The organism is Ruegeria sp. J8 (genome assembly GCF_056531925.1).
Genome location: NZ_JBQFMR010000017.1, coordinates 1 through 17,972, shown reverse-complemented (window position 1 = coordinate 17,972; position 17,972 = coordinate 1). Strand labels below are relative to the sequence as shown.

The following is a 17,972-nucleotide window of genomic DNA, read 5'->3' as shown; positions in this document are numbered from 1 at the left end:
GTCAGCTCTCCCCGGGGTTCTCTGCTTGGAACCTTTTCAGGGACTCTTCCAGGATCTTTTCGATGTTCGTATCGAGCCAATCCGCGAAACCTGCCGTTTCTTTTGTTTCGTTTACTGTCAGTTTTAGGCCTGAAGGGCCCTTCTGAACCTTTGCAATGCCGCCCAGTTCACGCACTTCTGTCTTGGATTTGTGTTCAGCCCGGCGCTTGATTTCGGCCAATAGGGCCTTGAGGCGATCATCAGATGAACTTGTTGCGTCCATGTCACCTAGGAGTTTTGTCGCCTCCCTAACGGTGAGAGCTTTTTCCTCCAGAGCGGTTGCGAGAGCCTCCCACTTAGGGCGGCCACACCCGGATGCGGCTCCTATCATGTCGCCCAGGCTGTCAGGCACCATTTTCGTGATCTTAAGGAGGTTGGAAAGGTTGGATGCCGACAAGTTCATCATTCGTGCGACTTCTTGTTTCTCCACGCCCGTAGAGTGGATGAGATTGGCGAAACGGGCCTTCTCATACGCAGACAGGTTCTTGCGAGCTGCATTTTCCAATGCCTGAGTTACAAGAACTTGGTTGTCAAATTCGGCATCTGAAATAAGTGGGTCCTTCGTTTCGACGTTCGCCCGGATCTTCAGGTTCTTGTCTTTTTCCCCTTCTTCCCCTGGTCGAGGGTTGGATCTGATGTAGCGGATCGCCGCAAGCCTGCGTCGCCCGAAGATAACCTCGTAGCGTCCTTTATCCTTTAAAGAGTTCCGGACCAAGATTGGTACTTTTTGACCATGGGTCAAAATGCTGTCGACAAGCCGCTCACGGGATCCATCTTGAAGATCGACGTCTTGATCCTCAGTGAGCGCTTCCGCGGACTTCACAATTGTGAAGAGTTCCAACCGGTCAGCATGCGGGCTGTCATCAATGAGGTCTGGATCGATCTCACGGACAGCATTGTAGGTCCTTTCAATGAGCTGGATGCCGGGAGTTGTAGACGGCTTCCTGGTAGGCTGTTTGGACTTCACATCGGTGCCGGTGACTGATGAGGCCTTAACGGAATTCATTAGGTTCGTGGCGACATCTCTCTTTTTCTTCGTGGCCATTATTCACGCCCCCAAGATGCTTTGATCATTTGCTCAACCTCGACACCGACAGCATCCATACTCGCTTTTGCTCGATCATAGGTGGATCGCGTAATGTCGCTTCTATTCAACTCGTAGATGCTCTGTTGGAGCATTACAGCATCTGCGATAGCCGTTGACTTCAGGCTGGTTGCCATCATGACACGCTCCTGAAATAGGGCCCGTAGAAAGCTCACAATGGTTTGTGACGGAATGTCGGTTGGCTCGTCCCGGGTGACCAACAGGCGGAATTGGTCATAGCTCAGATTGGCGCCAATACTCTCAATAACCTCCATGTAGCTGCTGGCCATCTGGAGGAATTGCGCGGTGCTCGCGACGTCCAACATGGACGGGGTGAGTGGCACAATCACGGATGTGGCAGATGCCATTCCGCTCATTGTGATAAAGCCCAAAGAGGGTGGGCTGTCGATAATGACCACGTCGTAGTCATCTTCAACACTCATGATGGCGTTGTGAAGCCGCATAAAGAACGGCTCATCGACACTGGTTTGCTTTGCAGCTTCAGTTTCGAATTCTGACAGCATCAAGCCACCCGGCGCGATAGCCAGGTTCGGAAAATAGGTTTGTCGAACTACGTCTTTGAATGGGACTGGGTTGTTGTAGGTGATGGCGTCGTAGACCGTCTCGATATTCTCATCGAGTTCGGTTTGAAGACCACACATCGACGTCAAAGAGGCTTGCGGATCCAGGTCAATCGCGAGCACTCTATAGCCTTGCAAGGCCAGATAGTGGGCCAGATGAATACAGCTGGTTGATTTCGAACTCCCGCCCTTAAAATTCATGACCTGAATGCGTTGGAGGTGCTCACCATCACGGCGGCAGGGGACGTATCGACCGGGTCGCTTTGCATGGCTATCCAGATCACGCCGGAGTTGGATAATTTCCTGTCCGGTGTAGTAACGACGGCCGCCGCGGATCTCGGATGCTTCCGCAACTTTACCTTCGGTAGTTGCCTTCCGGAGGTATTGGTGACTGATATCTAACAGCTCGCAAACTTCGGTTGCAGGAAAGAGTCTAAGCTGCTTATTAGAGTCAGGTGCATAGGCCGCGAGCAGGTGCTCTTTGATCGCCATATTCAGGCGCGTACTGATCTCAGCAGCGATATCGACTGGACTAGTCGACGCAATCGGAAGGGTTGGGATCATAGTTACCTCAATCTGCTCGTGTTGGCGTTTGCCGCTCTACTATTAGAGAGACCTCATGAGGTGATTCATGTCAACGATTATTTACATGTGGGGTAGGGGACTTACAGGTCACACTAAATGTTGGGCTCAAGACTTCACAATTGTGAAGTATGCCAATTAAGGTGGGGTTGTGACTTCACAATTGTGAAGTCGACTGATTGACCTTGGTATGCAAGGGCGGCACCATGTCAGTATGACACCTGAGTTGATCAGCCTCACCTTTAGTTCTGTAGCGTTTTTCGTGGTCACCTTTTACGTGCGCAGCGTCCTCCGAAACTCAGGTTCTGACCGAAAGGTTGACCCGGTGACTGTCGAGGCCCTGATGACCAATATTGACTGGTCACATGCGGATCGGGTTCTCGACCGCAAGAAGTCCTGATTTCATTTGTTCTCTTTAATCCACTCGTCCGTCCATATGGCAACATCATCAACTGCTACAACGTGATCCTGTACAACCTTCAAAAGTGCCGGCCATACGGCCTCATCCTCTTTCAATCGTGCGCGAAGCTCGGCAGTCAAGTCATCTAGTTGAACGTCTTGCAATGGTCGCCCAAAGACTTCTTCTTTTGAAAGATCATCATCATTCATTGCTGATGTCCTTCGCCGCTTGATAGCAGGTCCACAACCGCTCCACTTCCACAGTGGGATCATCTGAAATCCGCCTGTTTGTCTTCAGCTGATCTCGCATCTCATCAGACAGCTGACAGGCCGGGAGAATGTCCACCTTCGGCAAATACCCAGCATCAGTTTCCGCAAGTAGGCGGTCGATCAAGCCTGCCGTTGCAGAAGAGTCCGAGTAGATCCAGCCAGCAGCGCAGCTCTCAATGAGATCCAGTGTTTGATTGGCTACATCTACGGCAGGTGGAGCTGTCGACAGGTCGACAGGTGATGCGTCCAGAACCTGTGTTGACCATGACAGGGCAGGGTAGATGTGAGATGACCAAGTGCGAGCCTTGTCATCGACCACTCTCAAGACCGCGATCTCGATGGGGTAGAATTGCCCTCTTGCGGCCACGATCCTCAAGTCGCAGAACATCAAACTGACAACAGGTTCTGGCAGTCCAATATCGGTATAAACGCTGCCTGATCCTGCGGTGATATTATCTTTTTTGTCACTCATTGAACGGATCCCATTCACCACGGCCTTCACAGTGTGCACATAGCACGCTCGCCTTATCTTTTTTTCGAACGATGTCGCCTGTATGGCCGCATTTCGCACATGTGCGCTTGCTATCCAGCTCGATCCGCCTGAGCAGCTGATCCAGGCAGTGATCATATCTGCTAAACACGATGTTGGTTGAACCATTTCGGGTCATCTTTACATCGGTAATTTGCACCACAACTGGTTCTTCGAAAGCCTTTCGGACCACATGTTCTGTCGCTTGGAGAAATTGCCCAAGTAGCACAAGCCAGCCTGGGCCAATGTTCGGCCTAAGGCTCGCAGCATCTGCGCTGACCAGATCTGGAAAGCGATCTGCGATATCGAGTTCGAGATCTGTCGGCCACATCGCCTCAGCCCCTTCAAACCGTTCTTCGAGGTAGTCGTTGTAACACCAGCAGCAAAGTGTCGTCAGATAGCCCTGAATGCTCTGCACCTGCGCCGCATTCCCACATTTCTCACAGGACTTCTCAATCTCGTCGACGCGCGTATCCAGTTCGTCGAGGATATTTTGATTGCATTCTCGCGTGTACACGCGAAGGCCTCCCATTTTTGGTTTGATCTGCTGGACGTCTGGCAGCTCATCTCCAAAAACATCAGGATATCGCTCAACGCTGCGCTTTACGTCTTCAAGCACCAGAGCAAGTTGGTCAGCCCACCCTTTGCGATGCTCACCAAGCTCTCTGAGAACGCTGCTATGGATGTCATTCCAGTCGATAACTGATTTCATTGCTCATCCTTCAGCTGCGCCAGTGCGTCAGCTTTTTCATTAACAACACGCATGATCTCGTCATCGGTGAGATCTTCGATACCTTCGAAATCGGCCGGCGAGATTGGGAACGCGACATTTTTTTCCGTGTCGTGAATCGCAAACGACAACTTCAGGAACCTGGAGTCTTCAGTCCTGCTGAAAACTGGTTCAATTGTCCTCGTCATTACCGTTCTCTTTTTTAGCGATGCGCTCATCCAACTCGCGAATGCTCGCCCGGATCTGCGACAGCAATTCGACACCATCTTCATCCACCTTGCGGGCTCTGATTTCATCTGCGCTGATCGGGCCAGACAGTTTCGCCTTACCCAATACCAATACGGCCTCTTGCAGTGCCAAAAGCGCACTGGTCAATGGATCGATCTCGACGTCAGCAGCGAGTGCGTCGATCTCCTCTGCGCCAATCGGATCAGGCAGCGGTGCTTGTCCGGCGAGAAACTTGTCCTTCTTCAGCTTCAGAAAGGCGCGTGTCACCTCATCAGCTGTAGGGAGGGGCTCTCGCGCACCGGTCTTCTCCAGCCACATGGCTGCGACCTTCTCAACGAGTGCCCAAACAGTCTGCCTGCGATTATGCTGTGAGATCTCGAAGCGAATTGCTTGCTCCTTGATGTCGAGATGTTCGGATGATCTTTCGTTCACGCGCACTTCGTAGTCGCAGAGGTCGTCAAGATCGTCACTGATGTTCCCAGCATGGGCGCGGGCAACTTCTCGCTGGTTCACATAGACAATTATCTTGAGCATCTCACCAATCTTTCTTCACACATGCAGGACAACGTCCGCGGTCATCAGATCGGTCGATCTGGCCGAAGTAGCCACAAACTGAGCAGGTCAACTTGTTCCGAACAGGCTTCTTCCGAACGCCAAACAGTCTCCTCCGTTCAGGGTGACGCTTGATCGCGACATCATGCGCGCACCAACAACACAGGGTCGTGTACCAGCCGTCCAACAGCTGGGTCTCGGCGGCGTTTGAGCAGCGCTCACAGGTACGATTTGCGCGCGCAATCGTGGCGGTGATCATCGACTGGATGTGTCGATCATCACACCTGTAGTAGATGCGGAGCTCTCCTAGCTTCGCTTTGATCTGGAGAATGGCGGGGTAGGGCGCCTGTTTCTGATCGCAGTACTGTTTGATCTCTGAAAAGAGCTTCGTGACCAAGCCGGCCCATCCTTCGGGTGTCTGACCGAGGCTTTCCTCGACCGATTGCTTGATATCGCTGAAATCAACTGCGTTCGAAACACTATACGACATGTCGGACTCCTCCTGTGATTGGTAGGAGTGGAGGGGCATGATCCCTCGCCGCGACACTAATCTGGTGCAAAAAGCTTATAAGACTTCTGGCCCACCATGGCACTCCCAAAGACGACGCTGAATCAGCGACGTATGAGATTGCTCGACTGGTGCACAAAGTAAGTCATCGTCCACATTGGGTATGCACAGTTTCGAGTCGTGTCAACGGCCTGTTTTGGGAGCTGGTCTCGGGTCACGTCGTCGGATCAGCTCGCATCTCTTCCCCGGATTGGATCGAACCCGTTGGTCGAATGCTTGAAGATCTGAGCGCCGGTCAGTACCTATACGACCGTTTGAAATCTGGGTCTGGTCTCCAAACTCAAAAGCGCGTTGCTCTCCCCATTACTTCTTCCAAAAGAACGCAGAATCCAAAGTTGAGTAACCATTTTGTGGAGGGGTTGGGTAAGCAAAATGTTGAGTTTGGCAACCAAAAACGCACGCCGAGAAGCGCTTTCAAATGCGGTTGGCTGCACGTTGCTCGGGCCTGTGAACTCTTTCGATCAGATGGGTCAAATCCTGGTCACTTGTGTTCGAGAAGGCCTGCTCGATCAGCCTGTGAACCGGATGATTGAGGACCAATCGCGGTAGGGCAGGGGACTCAAAAAGCTCCCTCTTGCGTCGATGCCAAACAAACTGACAGAGCGCCATAGGGCGACTACTCCATGGCTTAAACAAGTTCAGTAAAGTCTTGTCTTGGAAAGACTTGCTTTGCGTGACGATAGAAAGACCGCGAGGGGCCCACTTTTTTGAGGGCTCTAAAACGAGGAAACGCCCCAGATTTGCACCTGGAGCGATCCTACCTGGGCCGCGAAACGATAGTGTAGTCCAATGGGAGACTCTTATCGTCCTATGGCGGCCCAATGGACCGCCTATGAGGGAGATATGGCAGTTCAGATGCGCGTTGCAAGTCTTTGGGGTTAATCTCTCCTTTTCTGGGCGATTTTCCCTAAATGCTTAAAAACTCGTTAATAATTGCCCTCATCGATTCTCAGAATTCTTGATTTGAGCCAGGGCATCGCTTACTTCCCACTCAGCCGATCAATTAAGGTTGGCTTCAGGAGTAGAGATCGCCGGCCGCGAGTTTCTGGTCCTGAAACACAAATGATGGATTCTAAAAAAATGTTCGTTTTGAGCAGCTCACAGACGCATGCGGTGCGTCGCCAGAATACTGATTATGTGCCACTCCTGGCTCTACCATTTGCGCGTGCTGTAACCAGCACTGCGGCAGGCCGGAAAGTGTCCGGTCCAGCGTGTCGAGCCTAATAACAACGACTCAGGTCAAAGAACAAATCCAGGACAGCGTAAGTCTGATCCCGTTGCGGATTCAGATCGAAGCTGACTTCGTACCATCCTATCCAACCTACCTGGAGCAGGTTGTCTATAATCGTCCGGCTCCATGGACGCCCGAGGACTACTTCCGTATTCTTTGGGGCCCATGTGTCGAGGCTGGGTATGGCGGCAGCTATGTCACTATAGAGCGAAACTATGAACGCGTCCTTGACGAGGGCGTCACTGAAGAAGAGCTCGAGATCTGGCGTGCTCAGGATATGTTCTGGAGAGAAAAGGTCTCTCCCAACCGCAAGTGGATCACTAAGTCGTTCAAGATGGATGCTCTGCTGGATCCCAAGGGTGACGACGCTGCCTTTAAAGCACTGGCCGTTATGACCAGCGTTGAAAGAGAAGGTGATATCTACTGCTCGCAGAACCCTATCGGCAACAGCTGGTACTGGATACCGCAGCTGCACCAGTATCGTGCTGAAGCGGAACAAGGCGTTCCAGTTGAGGATCGCACAAAGATTATGCCTTGGCGGAGATGCGAGGATAACGTCGACATCATCCGGGCTCTGTATCTCGATGTTGATGACCTGCTGACCAATCACAATATGGACGCTGATCAAGTTGCCGCTTTCGTTCTTGCAGCCTGCGAGCAGAGAAACATTCCTCTGCCCTCGGCCGTCTTTTTCACGGGTCGCGGTGTCTGTGCCACCTGGTATGTCAAGCCAGTGAAGGGTGCCAACAAAATCAGACGTTGGCGCCTGACAATGGAGCGCCTGCGCAATATGCTTGCAGATGTCATGCCGGACCCAGCCGTTGCAGATCCTAGCCGCGTGTTGAGGGTGCCTGGTTCGATCAACACAAAAAGTGGCGCGATGTGCCGACCTCTTTGGGTTCGCCCGGGGCAGGGCGGACGGCCCTATGAGCACGACTTTAGTAAGCTATGTGATGAGATCCTGCCTATGTCATCAGATGAGTATCGCGACCTATGCATGCGCCAATACATCCAGCGTGGATTAGAGTTCAAACGCATCAATGCGGAACGCAAGGCGGCGACTGAGGCTTACAGACACAGCGTTGTTTCCCTTACCAAAAAGTCGGCCACGCTTCCTCAGCACAAAGGTCGCCACAGCTATGCCCGTGTCTCGGTCGAAGATCTTGAAAAGATCCACAAACTGAAGTGGGGCGGAGGGCATATTCCACGCGGCAATCGAAATCGTTGGCTCTTAGCTTGGGTTTCAGCAAAGCTTGTGCTTGTTCGCCCGGCCAATATGAAAGCGTTCACCGATGAAATCGTCGCCAAAGGTGTCGAGATCGGCCTGAAGGGGATGGCCACAGCCAAGGCTATGGCGCCGGCTTATCAAAGAATGCTGGCCCAGCACGCTGTCAATTCGGGCCTGTTGGCGGGTGAGGGCGATGCCGAAGCTCTCAAGGCAAAGACAAAATGGGGAGCTAAGGAAGGCTCCCAGGGGCGCACGGTCCTGAACTACTCCTTTTCAGCGAAGCGTCTCGTCGACCTGTTCAGGATTTCAGATGCTGAGATGCGCAGCTGGAATCTGCGCGTGTTGATCTCGACGAACATCCGTCGAGAGCGTGATCGCACTCGTAAGGCTTTGGAGCGTGGTCAACTTACGGCTCCGATCTCCCTTGAAGAGAAGGCCGTGCAATATGCGGCTGAGGGTAGGGCGATTAAGGCACTCATGGAGAAGAAGGGTCTCTCCCAAAGGGATGTCGCAACTGAGCTGGGCGTTTCGTTGGGCCTGGTTCAACGCCGCCTGAAACGAATGGAGAACGAAACCAGCAGCACTGACTCGGCTTGTCCTTGTAAAGATAATAGTAGCGAGCCGGCGAGGCGAGGCGCAGATGAGTCTATTTATAATAAAGGTCTCTCGAACCCAGAGGAGGCCTTGGTTTCGATCCGCAAGTCCGCATCTGTCGTGAAGCTTTCGGACAAGAAATGGGAGCTACTGCGGAGCGGGGCGAAGGTCACACCCTTTGAGTCTGAAAAACCGGTCGAAGCCCATCCTCCGAAATCAATACCTGACAAACAACCGGCCAAGATTATTGGTTTTAAACCCATCGCATCTAGCCCACATCCGCAGGATCTTCATTTCCAACCTTTGGAGGGCCCTGAGGTGCCCCTGAATTACAGAAAGCGCTTGCTTTGGTCGGGCTAAGGTGACCATCCCAGCGCGTTTTTCGTGTTTTTAGGAACGCTTGATGTGTTTTCAGGAACAGCCAGCTCGTGTTATCACATTCGCCTACCTCACGGTGAAAACACCGCGCTAAAATTTGCATCTAAAACAACAAGTTAACCCGCACCCGGGGATCAATCATTAACTGTTTGGATACCGTGGCGCTGGCCATGCCCCTAATCGCGATAGAGTCCATGAGAACTTTGACCAATTTATTTTGTGACTCAAATCAATAACTTACGTGATCTTAGTGACCGCGTTCCTGAAAACACGAACTGAACTGGACAGCTAGACATCTCAGAAGACGAGGCAAAAGTCCTCATGGACGAAAAGCTGATCTACGATGCATACACAAACGATCCGGAAGCCGAAGTTTCGGAAGGTGTCGCCTACTACCCTTGGGAAGACCATGTCAGGTACATACGGCGGCAACTCTATTGAAGAGTTGGGCTTCCAATGTCTTGGCTTATTCGAAGGTCTTGACGCAAGCAAGCGTGCTGGTGGCTGTTATGTCGATTGCCGTCATCAACGACTTAATATGCTCAAGTAGTGAGATCAGCACTTCTGCACACTAAAACAAGCCCTCAGGGCAAGCCCGCTTTAATCGATGCCGCGCAACGCTCCAGTGACAGCAATGCGCAGAGGCTGTGTGGAAACGCACCGGATCTAGTCTTTTTCTGAGCTTGTGAGTTTTGTTGCGGTTGTTTCGCTGGATTTTTCATTTTCGTGTCTCAGAACAGCCTTGGAGGCCATTTTGGGTGATCCAGCTCGATTGGAGAGGTTCAGTGGCAGATTTTGCGGCGGCAGAGACCGCCTATGCCTGCATCGCGGCGATCAAGGCAGGCATTCCGATCAGATTTATAACGCGGGTCATATTATAGGCGAGGACGTGTAGCGCCATTTCTGTGGCGACGTTCTTCAAGCGGCGCATTTTGAAGTGGGTCGCTCCCATCCACGATTTGATCGTGCCGTAGGGATGTTCGACAGTCATGCTGCGCACTGCGAGCTGGGTGGGGTCTTTATCCAAACGTTCCTGAGCGCGTTCCAAGACATCTTCATGTTCCCACCGTCGGATACGGCGTTGTTGGCTTTTGGTGCATTTGTCTTTGATGACGCAACTCTCACAATTGTTCGCCCAATAGACCCTTATGGACTTGCCGTCCTGCGGCCCGGTGAAGCGATAGGTGAGCTGTTCGCCAGCCGGGCAGATGTAAGTGTCAGTCGCCGCATCATAAGCAAAATCCGCCTTGTCGAAGTGGCCGCGGGCACGGGCATTTGAGGTCTGCGGTTTGGGCACGACGACCGAGATGCCCGCCTCTTCGCACGCCAGGATTTCTTCGCTCTTGAAGTAGCCTTTGTCCGCCACAGCTTCGAGATGGTCATTGCCGATTGCATCACGTGCCGCGATTGCCATCATCGACAGAGCGTCGCGATCATAGCCGTGCATGGTCACTTCATGCGCAACGATCAGATGGTTCTCGGCGTCTACTGCCGTTTGTACGTTGTATCCAACGACGCGCGGCATGCGCGGCGTGGTTGCCATGGAACGCGCATCTGGGTCGCTCAAGGAGACTTGGGTTTCGCCGGTTTCGTCCATACGTTTCTCAATTGAACGGTATCGCGCTGCTTCTTTCCTGAGATGTTCCACCTTGCGCAATGCACGCTCCATGCGGGCTTCCGGTATCACACCGCCAGTTTGCTCAAACACCTCATCTGCACGATCCAACTCACCGATATATCGTTCAATAGCGGCATCAATCTCGCTCAGCTTCTGACGCAGCTTGCCACGAGTATAGTTCTTGGCTTTCGCGTTCACCGCCTTGAACCGACTGCCGTCAATGGCAACGAGTTTGCTGTCCAGCAAATTGATGTCGCGGCACAGTGCGACAAACTGCTGGCAGACCTTGCGGATTGCGGGACCATTATCTTTTCGGAAGTCTGCGATGGTCTTGAAATCGGGCTTCAGACGACCCGTCAGCCAGATCAGCTCCAGATTGCGACCGCATTCCCGCTCCAGCCGCCGAGACGACTGAACTTGGTTGAGGTAACCATAAACATAAATCCGTAGCAGCAACCCAGGATGATAACCCGGACGACCAGTCGCAGCAGGCAAAGTGTTGAAACCGAGTTCCGCCAATCTGAGCATATCGACGAATGCATCAATCGCCCGGACCGGGCTATCTTCGCTCACATAATCGTCCAGATATTCGGGCAGTAACATCGCCTGATCACGATCCAAACCCTCAATAAACCGCCCCATGGATTGCCTCCGCGCCGATTGCTGAAAGCATACCATCTCTCGGAAAACAGAGGGAGTTTTCACACAGCCTCCGCAGGAAGCGGAATTTGCAAAGTTTGGCGGTCGAAGCCAACTTTGGGCATGGTTATGATAAGATACATGCAGTCTGGCAAGGGAGAGCGCCATGATCGACGCCGAGCAGCGATTGATAGACCGCAACATCATATTACCAGAGCCACTGAAACTGCCTGTTGGCATGGTGTTGCCATTTCCTTGGATTAACGTTCGAGGCGACCGGGCATTTATATCTGGTCACGGCCCTCAAGAAACCGACGGTTCTCCGGCCGGGCCGTTTGGAGCAGTTGGAGAAAACGTGTCTGTGGAAGAAGGATATGCCTCAGCACGCAAAGTCGGGCTTTCTATTCTCGGCAGTCTCAAGCGCGAACTCGGCAGTCTAAACCGAATAGTGGGGTGGTGCCGAGTTCACGGGATGATAAATTGCAAGCCTGGTTTCAGCGATACGCCTTCGGTTCTAAACGGGTTCACAGATTTGATTATTGACGTGTTTGGAGAAGAGATTGGCCGCCATTCACGAACTGCGGTTGGTGTGGCCGGACTACCGATCAACTTTCCAATTGAAATTGAAGCAGAAGTTATTGTCTCAACGGCTTAGGAAACACGTGAATCTATAAGGATGCTCCTGGTTCGAAAGAGCAGGAATACCGCTGCGCTGGGATAAACTGGCGCCGATGGGCTGCCTTCCGTCGCTATTGCGAGAGGCAGCGAAGGTCGCCCGCCAGCCCAAACTACCAATTTGCTGCGGTGCGACGAGAGTCGGCTACAAAGTCTGCTCCAACCGATATTCCATCAGCACACGTTTCCTATGCTTCAATGCCATGTTCTCTAATTCGTGAGCGCTATTCCGTGGACCCAAACAGAGCATACGACTAGCATCAGTGATTACACAGTACGAAGGGAGAAACACATGCCGAAGTTCACCAAAAGAACAACTGCCCATGAGGTTGCTGCACTCTTAATCTGCTGTTTCGCAACGGCGGCACAGGCGCAATCGGCAGGCGAGGAGATGTCGTTTTTCATCACTAGTGTCGGCAAGGGGGACGGTGCCAATCTAGGCGGCCTCGAAGGCGCCGATGCTCATTGCAATGCACTCGCTTCCGCGGCCGGTTCTTCCAAAACATTTGCGGCCTATCTGAGTACCTCAATGTCCATTGACCGCAGCACCGACCCGATGACAATCACCAATGGCATTTCTGCGCGCGACCGGATCGGGACGGGTCCTTGGCATAATGCCAATGGAGAGCTTATCGCCAACAATGTTGAAGACCTGCACAGCGACAGCGTGAACATCAATCTACAGACCGCGCTCGACGAAAATGGTAACCCTGTCAATGGGCGTGGCAGTCAGCCGAACAAACATGACATTCTGACTGGCTCCGATTCCGCAGGACACTTCTCGACCGCAGGTGGCGATACGACATGCAGCAACTGGACTTCGAATAGTGAACACGGATCTGCGATTGTCGGGCACCATGACCGTGTAGGTCTCAACGATGCCCGAAACATGTTGTCCTGGAACTCTTCGCACGGCTCGCGCGGTTGCGGAGAGGAACATTTGCCACGTTCTGGCGGGGCGGGTTTGTTTTATTGCTTCGCAACTGACTGATCAGGCGGCATTGGAACGCGTGCCGCCAATATTGCACCTGATATTGCTAAGTCAGTTTTTAGGGTCGCGTTCTGGAAACGGTTTTTGGGCGGCAAAGCCCAATTGCCGTTTCGGCCTGTGGCCGACACCGAATTAGGAGATTCGCAATTTCTATCGACAGTTTTGCGGACACTGAGATTGGAAGACACTTGGCCGACGCTGCACGTCGTTGTCGCATGGTTTTCTTCACCGGACTACCAGCATCTGGAAAGTCATTCCTGTTGCGCCAGCAGATATCCGTTTCGGTCTCCTTGGGACGTCGTGTGCATATCATGCGTTGGGATGCGGGGCTCGCGGCGTTTCAGACCGAAGACATACTCGCGAGGTATCCAGATGTTTCGGATGGAACTCATCCGTTGATCCGAAAGGCAGCCGGACTGTGGGGCCGGAGAGCCCTGGCGCGATGGCTGGTAGAGAATACCGACCCCACAGACATGATTGTCGGTGAAGTCCCCATCATCGGAAACAGGTTTTCCGAGTTCATCCAGGCGCAGCCAGATCAGGTTGAACCAGCCTTAGCATCCGAGGAAACCACATTCATCTATCCTGTTCCCACAAAGAGCTTGCGTGCCAATCTCGAAACCATCCGAAGGTCTACGTTTGCGAACCCAAAACATCCTGATGAGGCCAGAGATGCGCCTCCATCGACAATGGAACTGGCCTGGCGCCAAACATGTGCCAAGGCTGTGGAATTGGGCTTAGTCTCTGAGGCGGACATCCAGTCTCCGTACGAGGAGACGATCTATGTCCGATTTTTCGAGCACCTGCTGCAACACCGAAATGCCATCGGAATTGGGGTCGATGCGATTTATTCAGATGCCGGGTCAGCCCATGACCTTGAGGGCAACATCTTGGAACTCAGCGCAAGCCCGGACGAAGTACAGTGTGCAATCGCGGAGGTAGAGGCCGCTTGTACTGCCGAGGAAGCTGCCCGAGACGTCGAAAACTGGTATCAGGTGTAGCCTCGTGCAAAAGCCCGCTCCTTTGCGCATCTCGGAAACTTCAAGTCTAATAGTGAATATTCGGTTTGGGCTGCCAACTACACCGAATCCTCCGCAGAATAAGTCGCCTAGAGAGCAAGCATTAGCCTGCACAGTTGGAACCGTAATGCTAGGTTTTGAAAGTCTGCTTCGGGCTGCCTCCAGTCAATAGTGCGAATAATGGCGAACGCGACTTAGATCCTAACGCTGCTTATTCGCTGGAGCGGCAAACTCTCTATTCCGAAGTTGTATTGGGCCGCAGCCAGCGGTGATGCCGCCACGGCCCGCGTGGTATTGCGTCAATTCGTTGGGGTCACATCGACCAACGTGGGTTCGCGATCACCGCTAGTTTCAAAGCTGATCATCTCGTCTCCCATAGCTTCGAAGTCAATCTGCTTCATATCAACCATGTGCACCGTTCTGTCGTACATCGTGTGATAGTAGTAGACGAGGTTCAGAGAGTCCGCAGCGGTCGTGATCTGTGTTGCGCTATAAAGCAGGTCATCCGATTGTACGTCGTCTTGGGCACCCTCAGCGGCATCGGCAGGAATGTTGAAGTTGTCCAGAATACGGAACGCCTCGCGCACGGTGTCATAGCCACCTTGCGTTTCCCGCGCTGTCTGTGAAAAGGCGACTGCACGGACAAAGCGGGATGGGGGTGTGAAGTCACCAGGCAGCCCTATCATGCCGCTCCCGGCGCCAAGGGGCGCGAAGGTCACGCCGCTTGCCTCAACTTCCGGAAGCCCGAGTGCTGACAGGTTTACGTAGTTGTTTAGGTTGGTCATGTGCCAATCGTAGTTTGGCGAATTGGTGATCACCCCAAGCGGAGCATCGAAAATCGTCAGTTCGCCATCAATGTACTCTACAACGATCCTTCCGCCGAACCGGTCAGCAACCAACATATGAAATGGGAAGGGAAAACCGAGAGTCTCATCCACGACCCCGACCACACGGACATTCGCCAACCCGGTGGCAGCCTCTTCAACTGTCTCAAATTGGGAAAGGACATAGCTGGCTAGCAAATCGCCGGGAATCGTGTTGCCGGAAAGGTCAGGGTCGTACTCCTGATACTCGGTGAAGCCGGGCAGATAAAACAACCCGGCGGTCAACCCAGCTTCGTTGATCCCATCTGCGGGAGCCCCATGATCCAACATGCTGATACCGACCATTCCAAATCGGCCGGTCCAGTTTGCTCCGTCTTGCCCATCTGGCATTTCGCCTGCGGTATAAGTGAAACCTCGGGGAATAATGTTGATCTTTGTCTCAAGATCGAACGGCCCCCACTCGGCGGTCCTTGCGCGAACGATGCTTCCATCCTGCCCTGTCAACATGATGCCAGTGCATCCCCAGGCCATCGATACTGAAGCCACAAAGGCTATGGTCGCTTTTGGTAATATCCGAAATAACTCGATATGACGCATGGTCGTTCTCCAATTGGACTGATCTGATCTCATGAACTCACTCGACCAAGCTACCACACCGGTTCTCAAGTTGAATGAAGTTTGCATGATCTCTAAATAGGCGAGAAAGTCCGCCTATTCCGTCCTTCGGACTTTGCAAAGTCCAGTCGGAAATGTCTGCTTCGGGCTGGAAACAGTCGTCGCCGATTGAAGCAATGAGCGATTGCTTAGAACCTTTCGAGGACATTGCGCTAAAATTGGATTGGCCCTTGGCACGATTTGTCTGCGATAGTTTCGAGCTTTGGCATCCTGACCAACTCTACGGCTTAACACCAGCTTTCTTCAAGCCTTCGACCAAAAGCGCATTGTGTTCGGGTAGACGGAAGAGGATCAAAGCTCCGGAGACAATGCTGTCTAGGAACGCTGGGGCGAAATCCGCCAGCGCCTGCTCATGTGGCAGGCCTGCTTCGGCGCGCCCGAGGTGGGCGGCACTGGCGATCATAAGAGCCCGGCGGATCGGCGCACGCGGCGTCATCTGAATGGCGTGCTCACCCCAACGCATTGCGTCTTCAAAATCAGCGTCGGCGAAGGCAGCTTGGGCGAGCGCCAGATAGGCGTCTCCTACCCAGAGGTCAGTGTCGCGTGGGGAAAGCTGGAGGGCAAGGTGGGCATGTTCGCGCGCCTGTGTGGTTCGGCCGACCAAAGATTCATGCCAGGCCATGAAGAAGATGTTCCGGGCAAAGTTCGGGTTCAGTGTGAAGCCCAAACTGAAGTCGGCGTTGGCCCCGTCAAAATCTCCACGGAAATGACGAACCATACCGCGAACGCATAAGGCGCGCGGGTCGAGTTGACCACCAAGAAACAGAGGTTCAACGCTTTTATCAGCTAGGCCCAGGTTTTCGGTGGGGTCCTCATCGAACTGGTATAGATAACGCATCAGGTAGGCAAACGCTTTGATCCAATGGGCCTGGACGTTGCGCGGGTCGAGATCAATGGCGCGATCAGAGACCGATATGACCTCATCGAACTTATCCTGAGAGTAGAAGCCTCCCGCGTAGAAGATCGCCATTGCACGTAGCGAGAGGTCGTAGGAGTTGAAGTCGATATCTCGAGCCACAGACGCGCGATCTATTTCGGCAATGGATATCTGGGGGGCGATGGCGCCGACCACGCTGCGTGTAATCTCATCCTGTAACGCGAAGATGTCGTCTAGCGTGCGGTCGTAGCGCTCGGCCCAAACATGGGCTCCATTTGTGCAGTCGATGAGTTGGGCAGTAATGCGTACGCGGTTTTGGGCTCGACGGAGGCTACCCTCTAGCATGTAGCGAACACCGAGTTCTCGAGCGATATCTATATGGGTGACGGGGCGACCCCTGAACGAAAATGAGGAGTTGCGGGCGATGACGAAAAGCTCGGGAAAGCGCGAGAGCTCTGTGATGATGTCTTCGGAAACGCCGTCACAGAAGTATTCCTGTTCTGGATCATTGGACATGTTCTGGAAGGGCAAGACAGCGATGGAGGGTTTGTCAGTGGGTTGAGATTGGTTTTGCGTGGAATCTGATTTGCCCTCCATCGCCAATTTGTAGGCGCGAACTGGCTCGGAGATGTTTTTGAGCGCTACTTCGCCAAGGTCTATGATGTCGTGTTCGATTTTGCCTCGAACCTGCCGGCATGCGTCGTCAGACAGTATGACACCGCCTGGGTCAGCGATGCCTTCGAGTCTTGCGGCAAGATTAACACCCTCGCCATATATGTCGCCCTCGTCCAAGATTACGTCTCCAATGTGCAAGCCTATTCGGAAGCTGATCCGGCTTTCGGTGGGGCTCTCGGCTTCGGCGGCGTGCAGCGCCTTCTGGAGCGTCGCTGCGGCCTCAACGGCAGAAACGACCGAGCTAAAAAGTGCAAACAGGCCATCACCGGTAAGCTTGATAATCTCACCTCCGGCACTTTCGATACTTGGATTGATGATGTCCCGTCGTAGGTCTTTGAGACGAGCAAGTGTTCCCGCCTCGTTAGCCGCCATAAGCCGTGAGTAGCCGACCATATCGGCGGCAAGTATGGCGGCAAGTCGGCGTGTCATGCGCATTTCCCAATAGCAACCTTTTTTTGAATCTATCAAGTTCGGCAGTAGTGTGCCAACTTTCGAGAATGTCCGCTTCGGGCTGGCAGCGGCCGAAAAAACAGGGCGCAGAGAAACGCGTAATTGAGGCCGCGGCGGTAGGACAAAAGAGTAAAGGTCGGCGTCAGCCGGTCATACCTGCCGCCCGTAGCCCATTGGTGAGAAGTTTAAAATCATCCGGTCGCCGCCACATAGACCGAAACCCGCGAGTAAGGCTATCTAACGTATCATCCTCAACCACAATACCTCGACTTGTGAACTCATCGTGACGTTCAGAAACAAATTCTTGCAATGCGTCAGAGGCGTCTCGCTCACGTTTGAGCTGCGCGTAGGAGGCGGCGACAAATGCTGTGGCCAACGAGTTAAGCCGCGCTGCTCCCATTAGAAAACTAAGCGCTGCTTCAAAGTTGCCGTTGAAAAATTCGACCTGCCCCATAATCCAGTCGATGGCAGGCGGATGTAGCGGGTCCAGCGCCATCGCTTCCGAAACTACTTCGCGCGCCTTTTCGTGCAAGCCG

16 protein-coding genes are annotated in these 17,972 nt (G+C 53.1%); 4 read left to right on the top strand and 12 right to left on the bottom strand.

Annotated elements, in window-relative coordinates:
• Position 1 precedes the first annotated feature (1 nt).
• The 8 genes from ACR0L1_RS22540 to ACR0L1_RS22505 form a co-directional block, all read right to left on the bottom strand.
• Entirely contained in the window at positions 2–1,084 is a 1,083-nt protein-coding gene (locus ACR0L1_RS22540) for a ParB N-terminal domain-containing protein (protein ID WP_170782331.1), read from the bottom strand.
• Positions 1,084–2,268, bottom strand: a complete 1,185-nt coding sequence (repA, locus tag ACR0L1_RS22535; RefSeq protein ID WP_170782330.1) for a plasmid partitioning protein RepA — start codon at positions 2,266–2,268, stop codon at positions 1,084–1,086. The genes ACR0L1_RS22540 and repA overlap by 1 nt, the downstream gene beginning before the upstream one ends.
• 420 nt (positions 2,269–2,688) lie before the next feature.
• Positions 2,689–2,895 (bottom strand): hypothetical protein, encoded by a 207-nt coding sequence (locus ACR0L1_RS22530; RefSeq protein ID WP_170782329.1) that lies wholly within the window; start codon positions 2,893–2,895, stop codon positions 2,689–2,691.
• On the bottom strand, positions 2,888–3,427 hold the full coding sequence (locus ACR0L1_RS22525) for a hypothetical protein (RefSeq protein WP_170782328.1): 540 nt from the start codon (positions 3,425–3,427) through the stop codon (positions 2,888–2,890). The genes ACR0L1_RS22530 and ACR0L1_RS22525 overlap by 8 nt, the downstream gene beginning before the upstream one ends.
• Positions 3,420–4,196 (bottom strand): hypothetical protein, encoded by a 777-nt coding sequence (locus ACR0L1_RS22520; RefSeq protein ID WP_170782327.1) that lies wholly within the window; start codon positions 4,194–4,196, stop codon positions 3,420–3,422. Before ACR0L1_RS22520 ends, ACR0L1_RS22525 begins: the two co-directional genes overlap by 8 nt.
• Complete coding sequence (locus ACR0L1_RS22515; RefSeq protein WP_170782326.1) at positions 4,193–4,402, bottom strand: hypothetical protein; 210 nt, start codon at positions 4,400–4,402, stop codon at positions 4,193–4,195. The genes ACR0L1_RS22520 and ACR0L1_RS22515 overlap by 4 nt, the downstream gene beginning before the upstream one ends.
• Entirely contained in the window at positions 4,386–4,976 is a 591-nt protein-coding gene (locus tag ACR0L1_RS22510) for a hypothetical protein (protein ID WP_170782325.1), read from the bottom strand. Before ACR0L1_RS22510 ends, ACR0L1_RS22515 begins: the two co-directional genes overlap by 17 nt.
• Before the next feature lies 1 nt (position 4,977).
• Positions 4,978–5,523 (bottom strand): hypothetical protein, encoded by a 546-nt coding sequence (locus tag ACR0L1_RS22505; protein ID WP_480860884.1) that lies wholly within the window; start codon positions 5,521–5,523, stop codon positions 4,978–4,980.
• 1,250 nt (positions 5,524–6,773) lie between these two features.
• Here ACR0L1_RS22505 and ACR0L1_RS22500 point away from each other — a divergent pair.
• Positions 6,774–8,975, top strand: a complete 2,202-nt coding sequence (locus ACR0L1_RS22500; RefSeq protein WP_480860882.1) for a winged helix-turn-helix transcriptional regulator — start codon at positions 6,774–6,776, stop codon at positions 8,973–8,975.
• A gap of 832 nt (positions 8,976–9,807) precedes the next feature.
• On the opposite strand, the gene ACR0L1_RS22495 is transcribed toward ACR0L1_RS22500, so the two are convergent.
• Positions 9,808–11,253 (bottom strand): IS1182 family transposase, encoded by a 1,446-nt coding sequence (locus ACR0L1_RS22495; RefSeq protein ID WP_480860899.1) that lies wholly within the window; start codon positions 11,251–11,253, stop codon positions 9,808–9,810.
• Positions 11,254–11,416: 163 nt separating this feature from the next.
• On the opposite strand from ACR0L1_RS22495, the gene ACR0L1_RS22490 reads away from it, so the two are divergent.
• From ACR0L1_RS22490 to ACR0L1_RS22480, 3 genes are all read left to right on the top strand, one after another.
• Positions 11,417–11,905, top strand: a complete 489-nt coding sequence (locus ACR0L1_RS22490) for a RidA family protein (protein ID WP_480860881.1) — start codon at positions 11,417–11,419, stop codon at positions 11,903–11,905.
• A gap of 312 nt (positions 11,906–12,217) precedes the next feature.
• The gene (locus ACR0L1_RS22485; protein ID WP_480860879.1) at positions 12,218–12,916 is read left to right on the top strand and encodes a hypothetical protein; all 699 of its coding nucleotides are present in this window, start codon (positions 12,218–12,220) and stop codon (positions 12,914–12,916) included.
• 188 nt (positions 12,917–13,104) lie between these two features.
• Positions 13,105–13,917 (top strand): DEAD/DEAH box helicase family protein, encoded by an 813-nt coding sequence (locus ACR0L1_RS22480; protein ID WP_480860878.1) that lies wholly within the window; start codon positions 13,105–13,107, stop codon positions 13,915–13,917.
• A 317-nt stretch (positions 13,918–14,234) separates the two neighbouring features.
• Here ACR0L1_RS22480 and ACR0L1_RS22475 read toward each other — a convergent pair whose 3' ends face one another.
• From ACR0L1_RS22475 to ACR0L1_RS22465, 3 genes are all read right to left on the bottom strand, one after another.
• Positions 14,235–15,356, bottom strand: a complete 1,122-nt coding sequence (locus ACR0L1_RS22475) for a linear amide C-N hydrolase (protein WP_480860876.1) — start codon at positions 15,354–15,356, stop codon at positions 14,235–14,237.
• Between the two features lie 298 nt (positions 15,357–15,654).
• On the bottom strand, positions 15,655–17,415 hold the full coding sequence (locus ACR0L1_RS22470) for an adenylate/guanylate cyclase domain-containing protein (protein ID WP_170556818.1): 1,761 nt from the start codon (positions 17,413–17,415) through the stop codon (positions 15,655–15,657).
• Positions 17,416–17,578: 163 nt separating this feature from the next.
• A partial coding sequence (locus ACR0L1_RS22465) for a tetratricopeptide repeat protein (protein ID WP_480860874.1) occupies positions 17,579–17,972 on the bottom strand: 394 nt, incomplete at its 5' end.

Coding starts and splice junctions, on each gene's coding strand:
- ACR0L1_RS22540 (WP_170782331.1), bottom strand. CDS start 1,084: ATGGCCACGAAGAAAAAGAGAGATGTCGCCACGAACCTAATGAATTCC.
- repA (WP_170782330.1), bottom strand. CDS start 2,268: ATGATCCCAACCCTTCCGATTGCGTCGACTAGTCCAGTCGATATCGCT.
- ACR0L1_RS22530 (WP_170782329.1), bottom strand. CDS start 2,895: ATGAATGATGATGATCTTTCAAAAGAAGAAGTCTTTGGGCGACCATTG.
- ACR0L1_RS22525 (WP_170782328.1), bottom strand. CDS start 3,427: ATGAGTGACAAAAAAGATAATATCACCGCAGGATCAGGCAGCGTTTAT.
- ACR0L1_RS22520 (WP_170782327.1), bottom strand. CDS start 4,196: ATGAAATCAGTTATCGACTGGAATGACATCCATAGCAGCGTTCTCAGA.
- ACR0L1_RS22515 (WP_170782326.1), bottom strand. CDS start 4,402: ATGACGAGGACAATTGAACCAGTTTTCAGCAGGACTGAAGACTCCAGG.
- ACR0L1_RS22510 (WP_170782325.1), bottom strand. CDS start 4,976: ATGCTCAAGATAATTGTCTATGTGAACCAGCGAGAAGTTGCCCGCGCC.
- ACR0L1_RS22505 (WP_480860884.1), bottom strand. CDS start 5,523: ATGCCCCTCCACTCCTACCAATCACAGGAGGAGTCCGACATGTCGTAT.
- ACR0L1_RS22495 (WP_480860899.1), bottom strand. CDS start 11,253: ATGGGGCGGTTTATTGAGGGTTTGGATCGTGATCAGGCGATGTTACTG.
- ACR0L1_RS22490 (WP_480860881.1), top strand. CDS start 11,417: ATGATCGACGCCGAGCAGCGATTGATAGACCGCAACATCATATTACCA.
- ACR0L1_RS22485 (WP_480860879.1), top strand. CDS start 12,218: ATGCCGAAGTTCACCAAAAGAACAACTGCCCATGAGGTTGCTGCACTC.
- ACR0L1_RS22475 (WP_480860876.1), bottom strand. CDS start 15,356: ATGCGTCATATCGAGTTATTTCGGATATTACCAAAAGCGACCATAGCC.
- ACR0L1_RS22470 (WP_170556818.1), bottom strand. CDS start 17,415: ATGACACGCCGACTTGCCGCCATACTTGCCGCCGATATGGTCGGCTAC.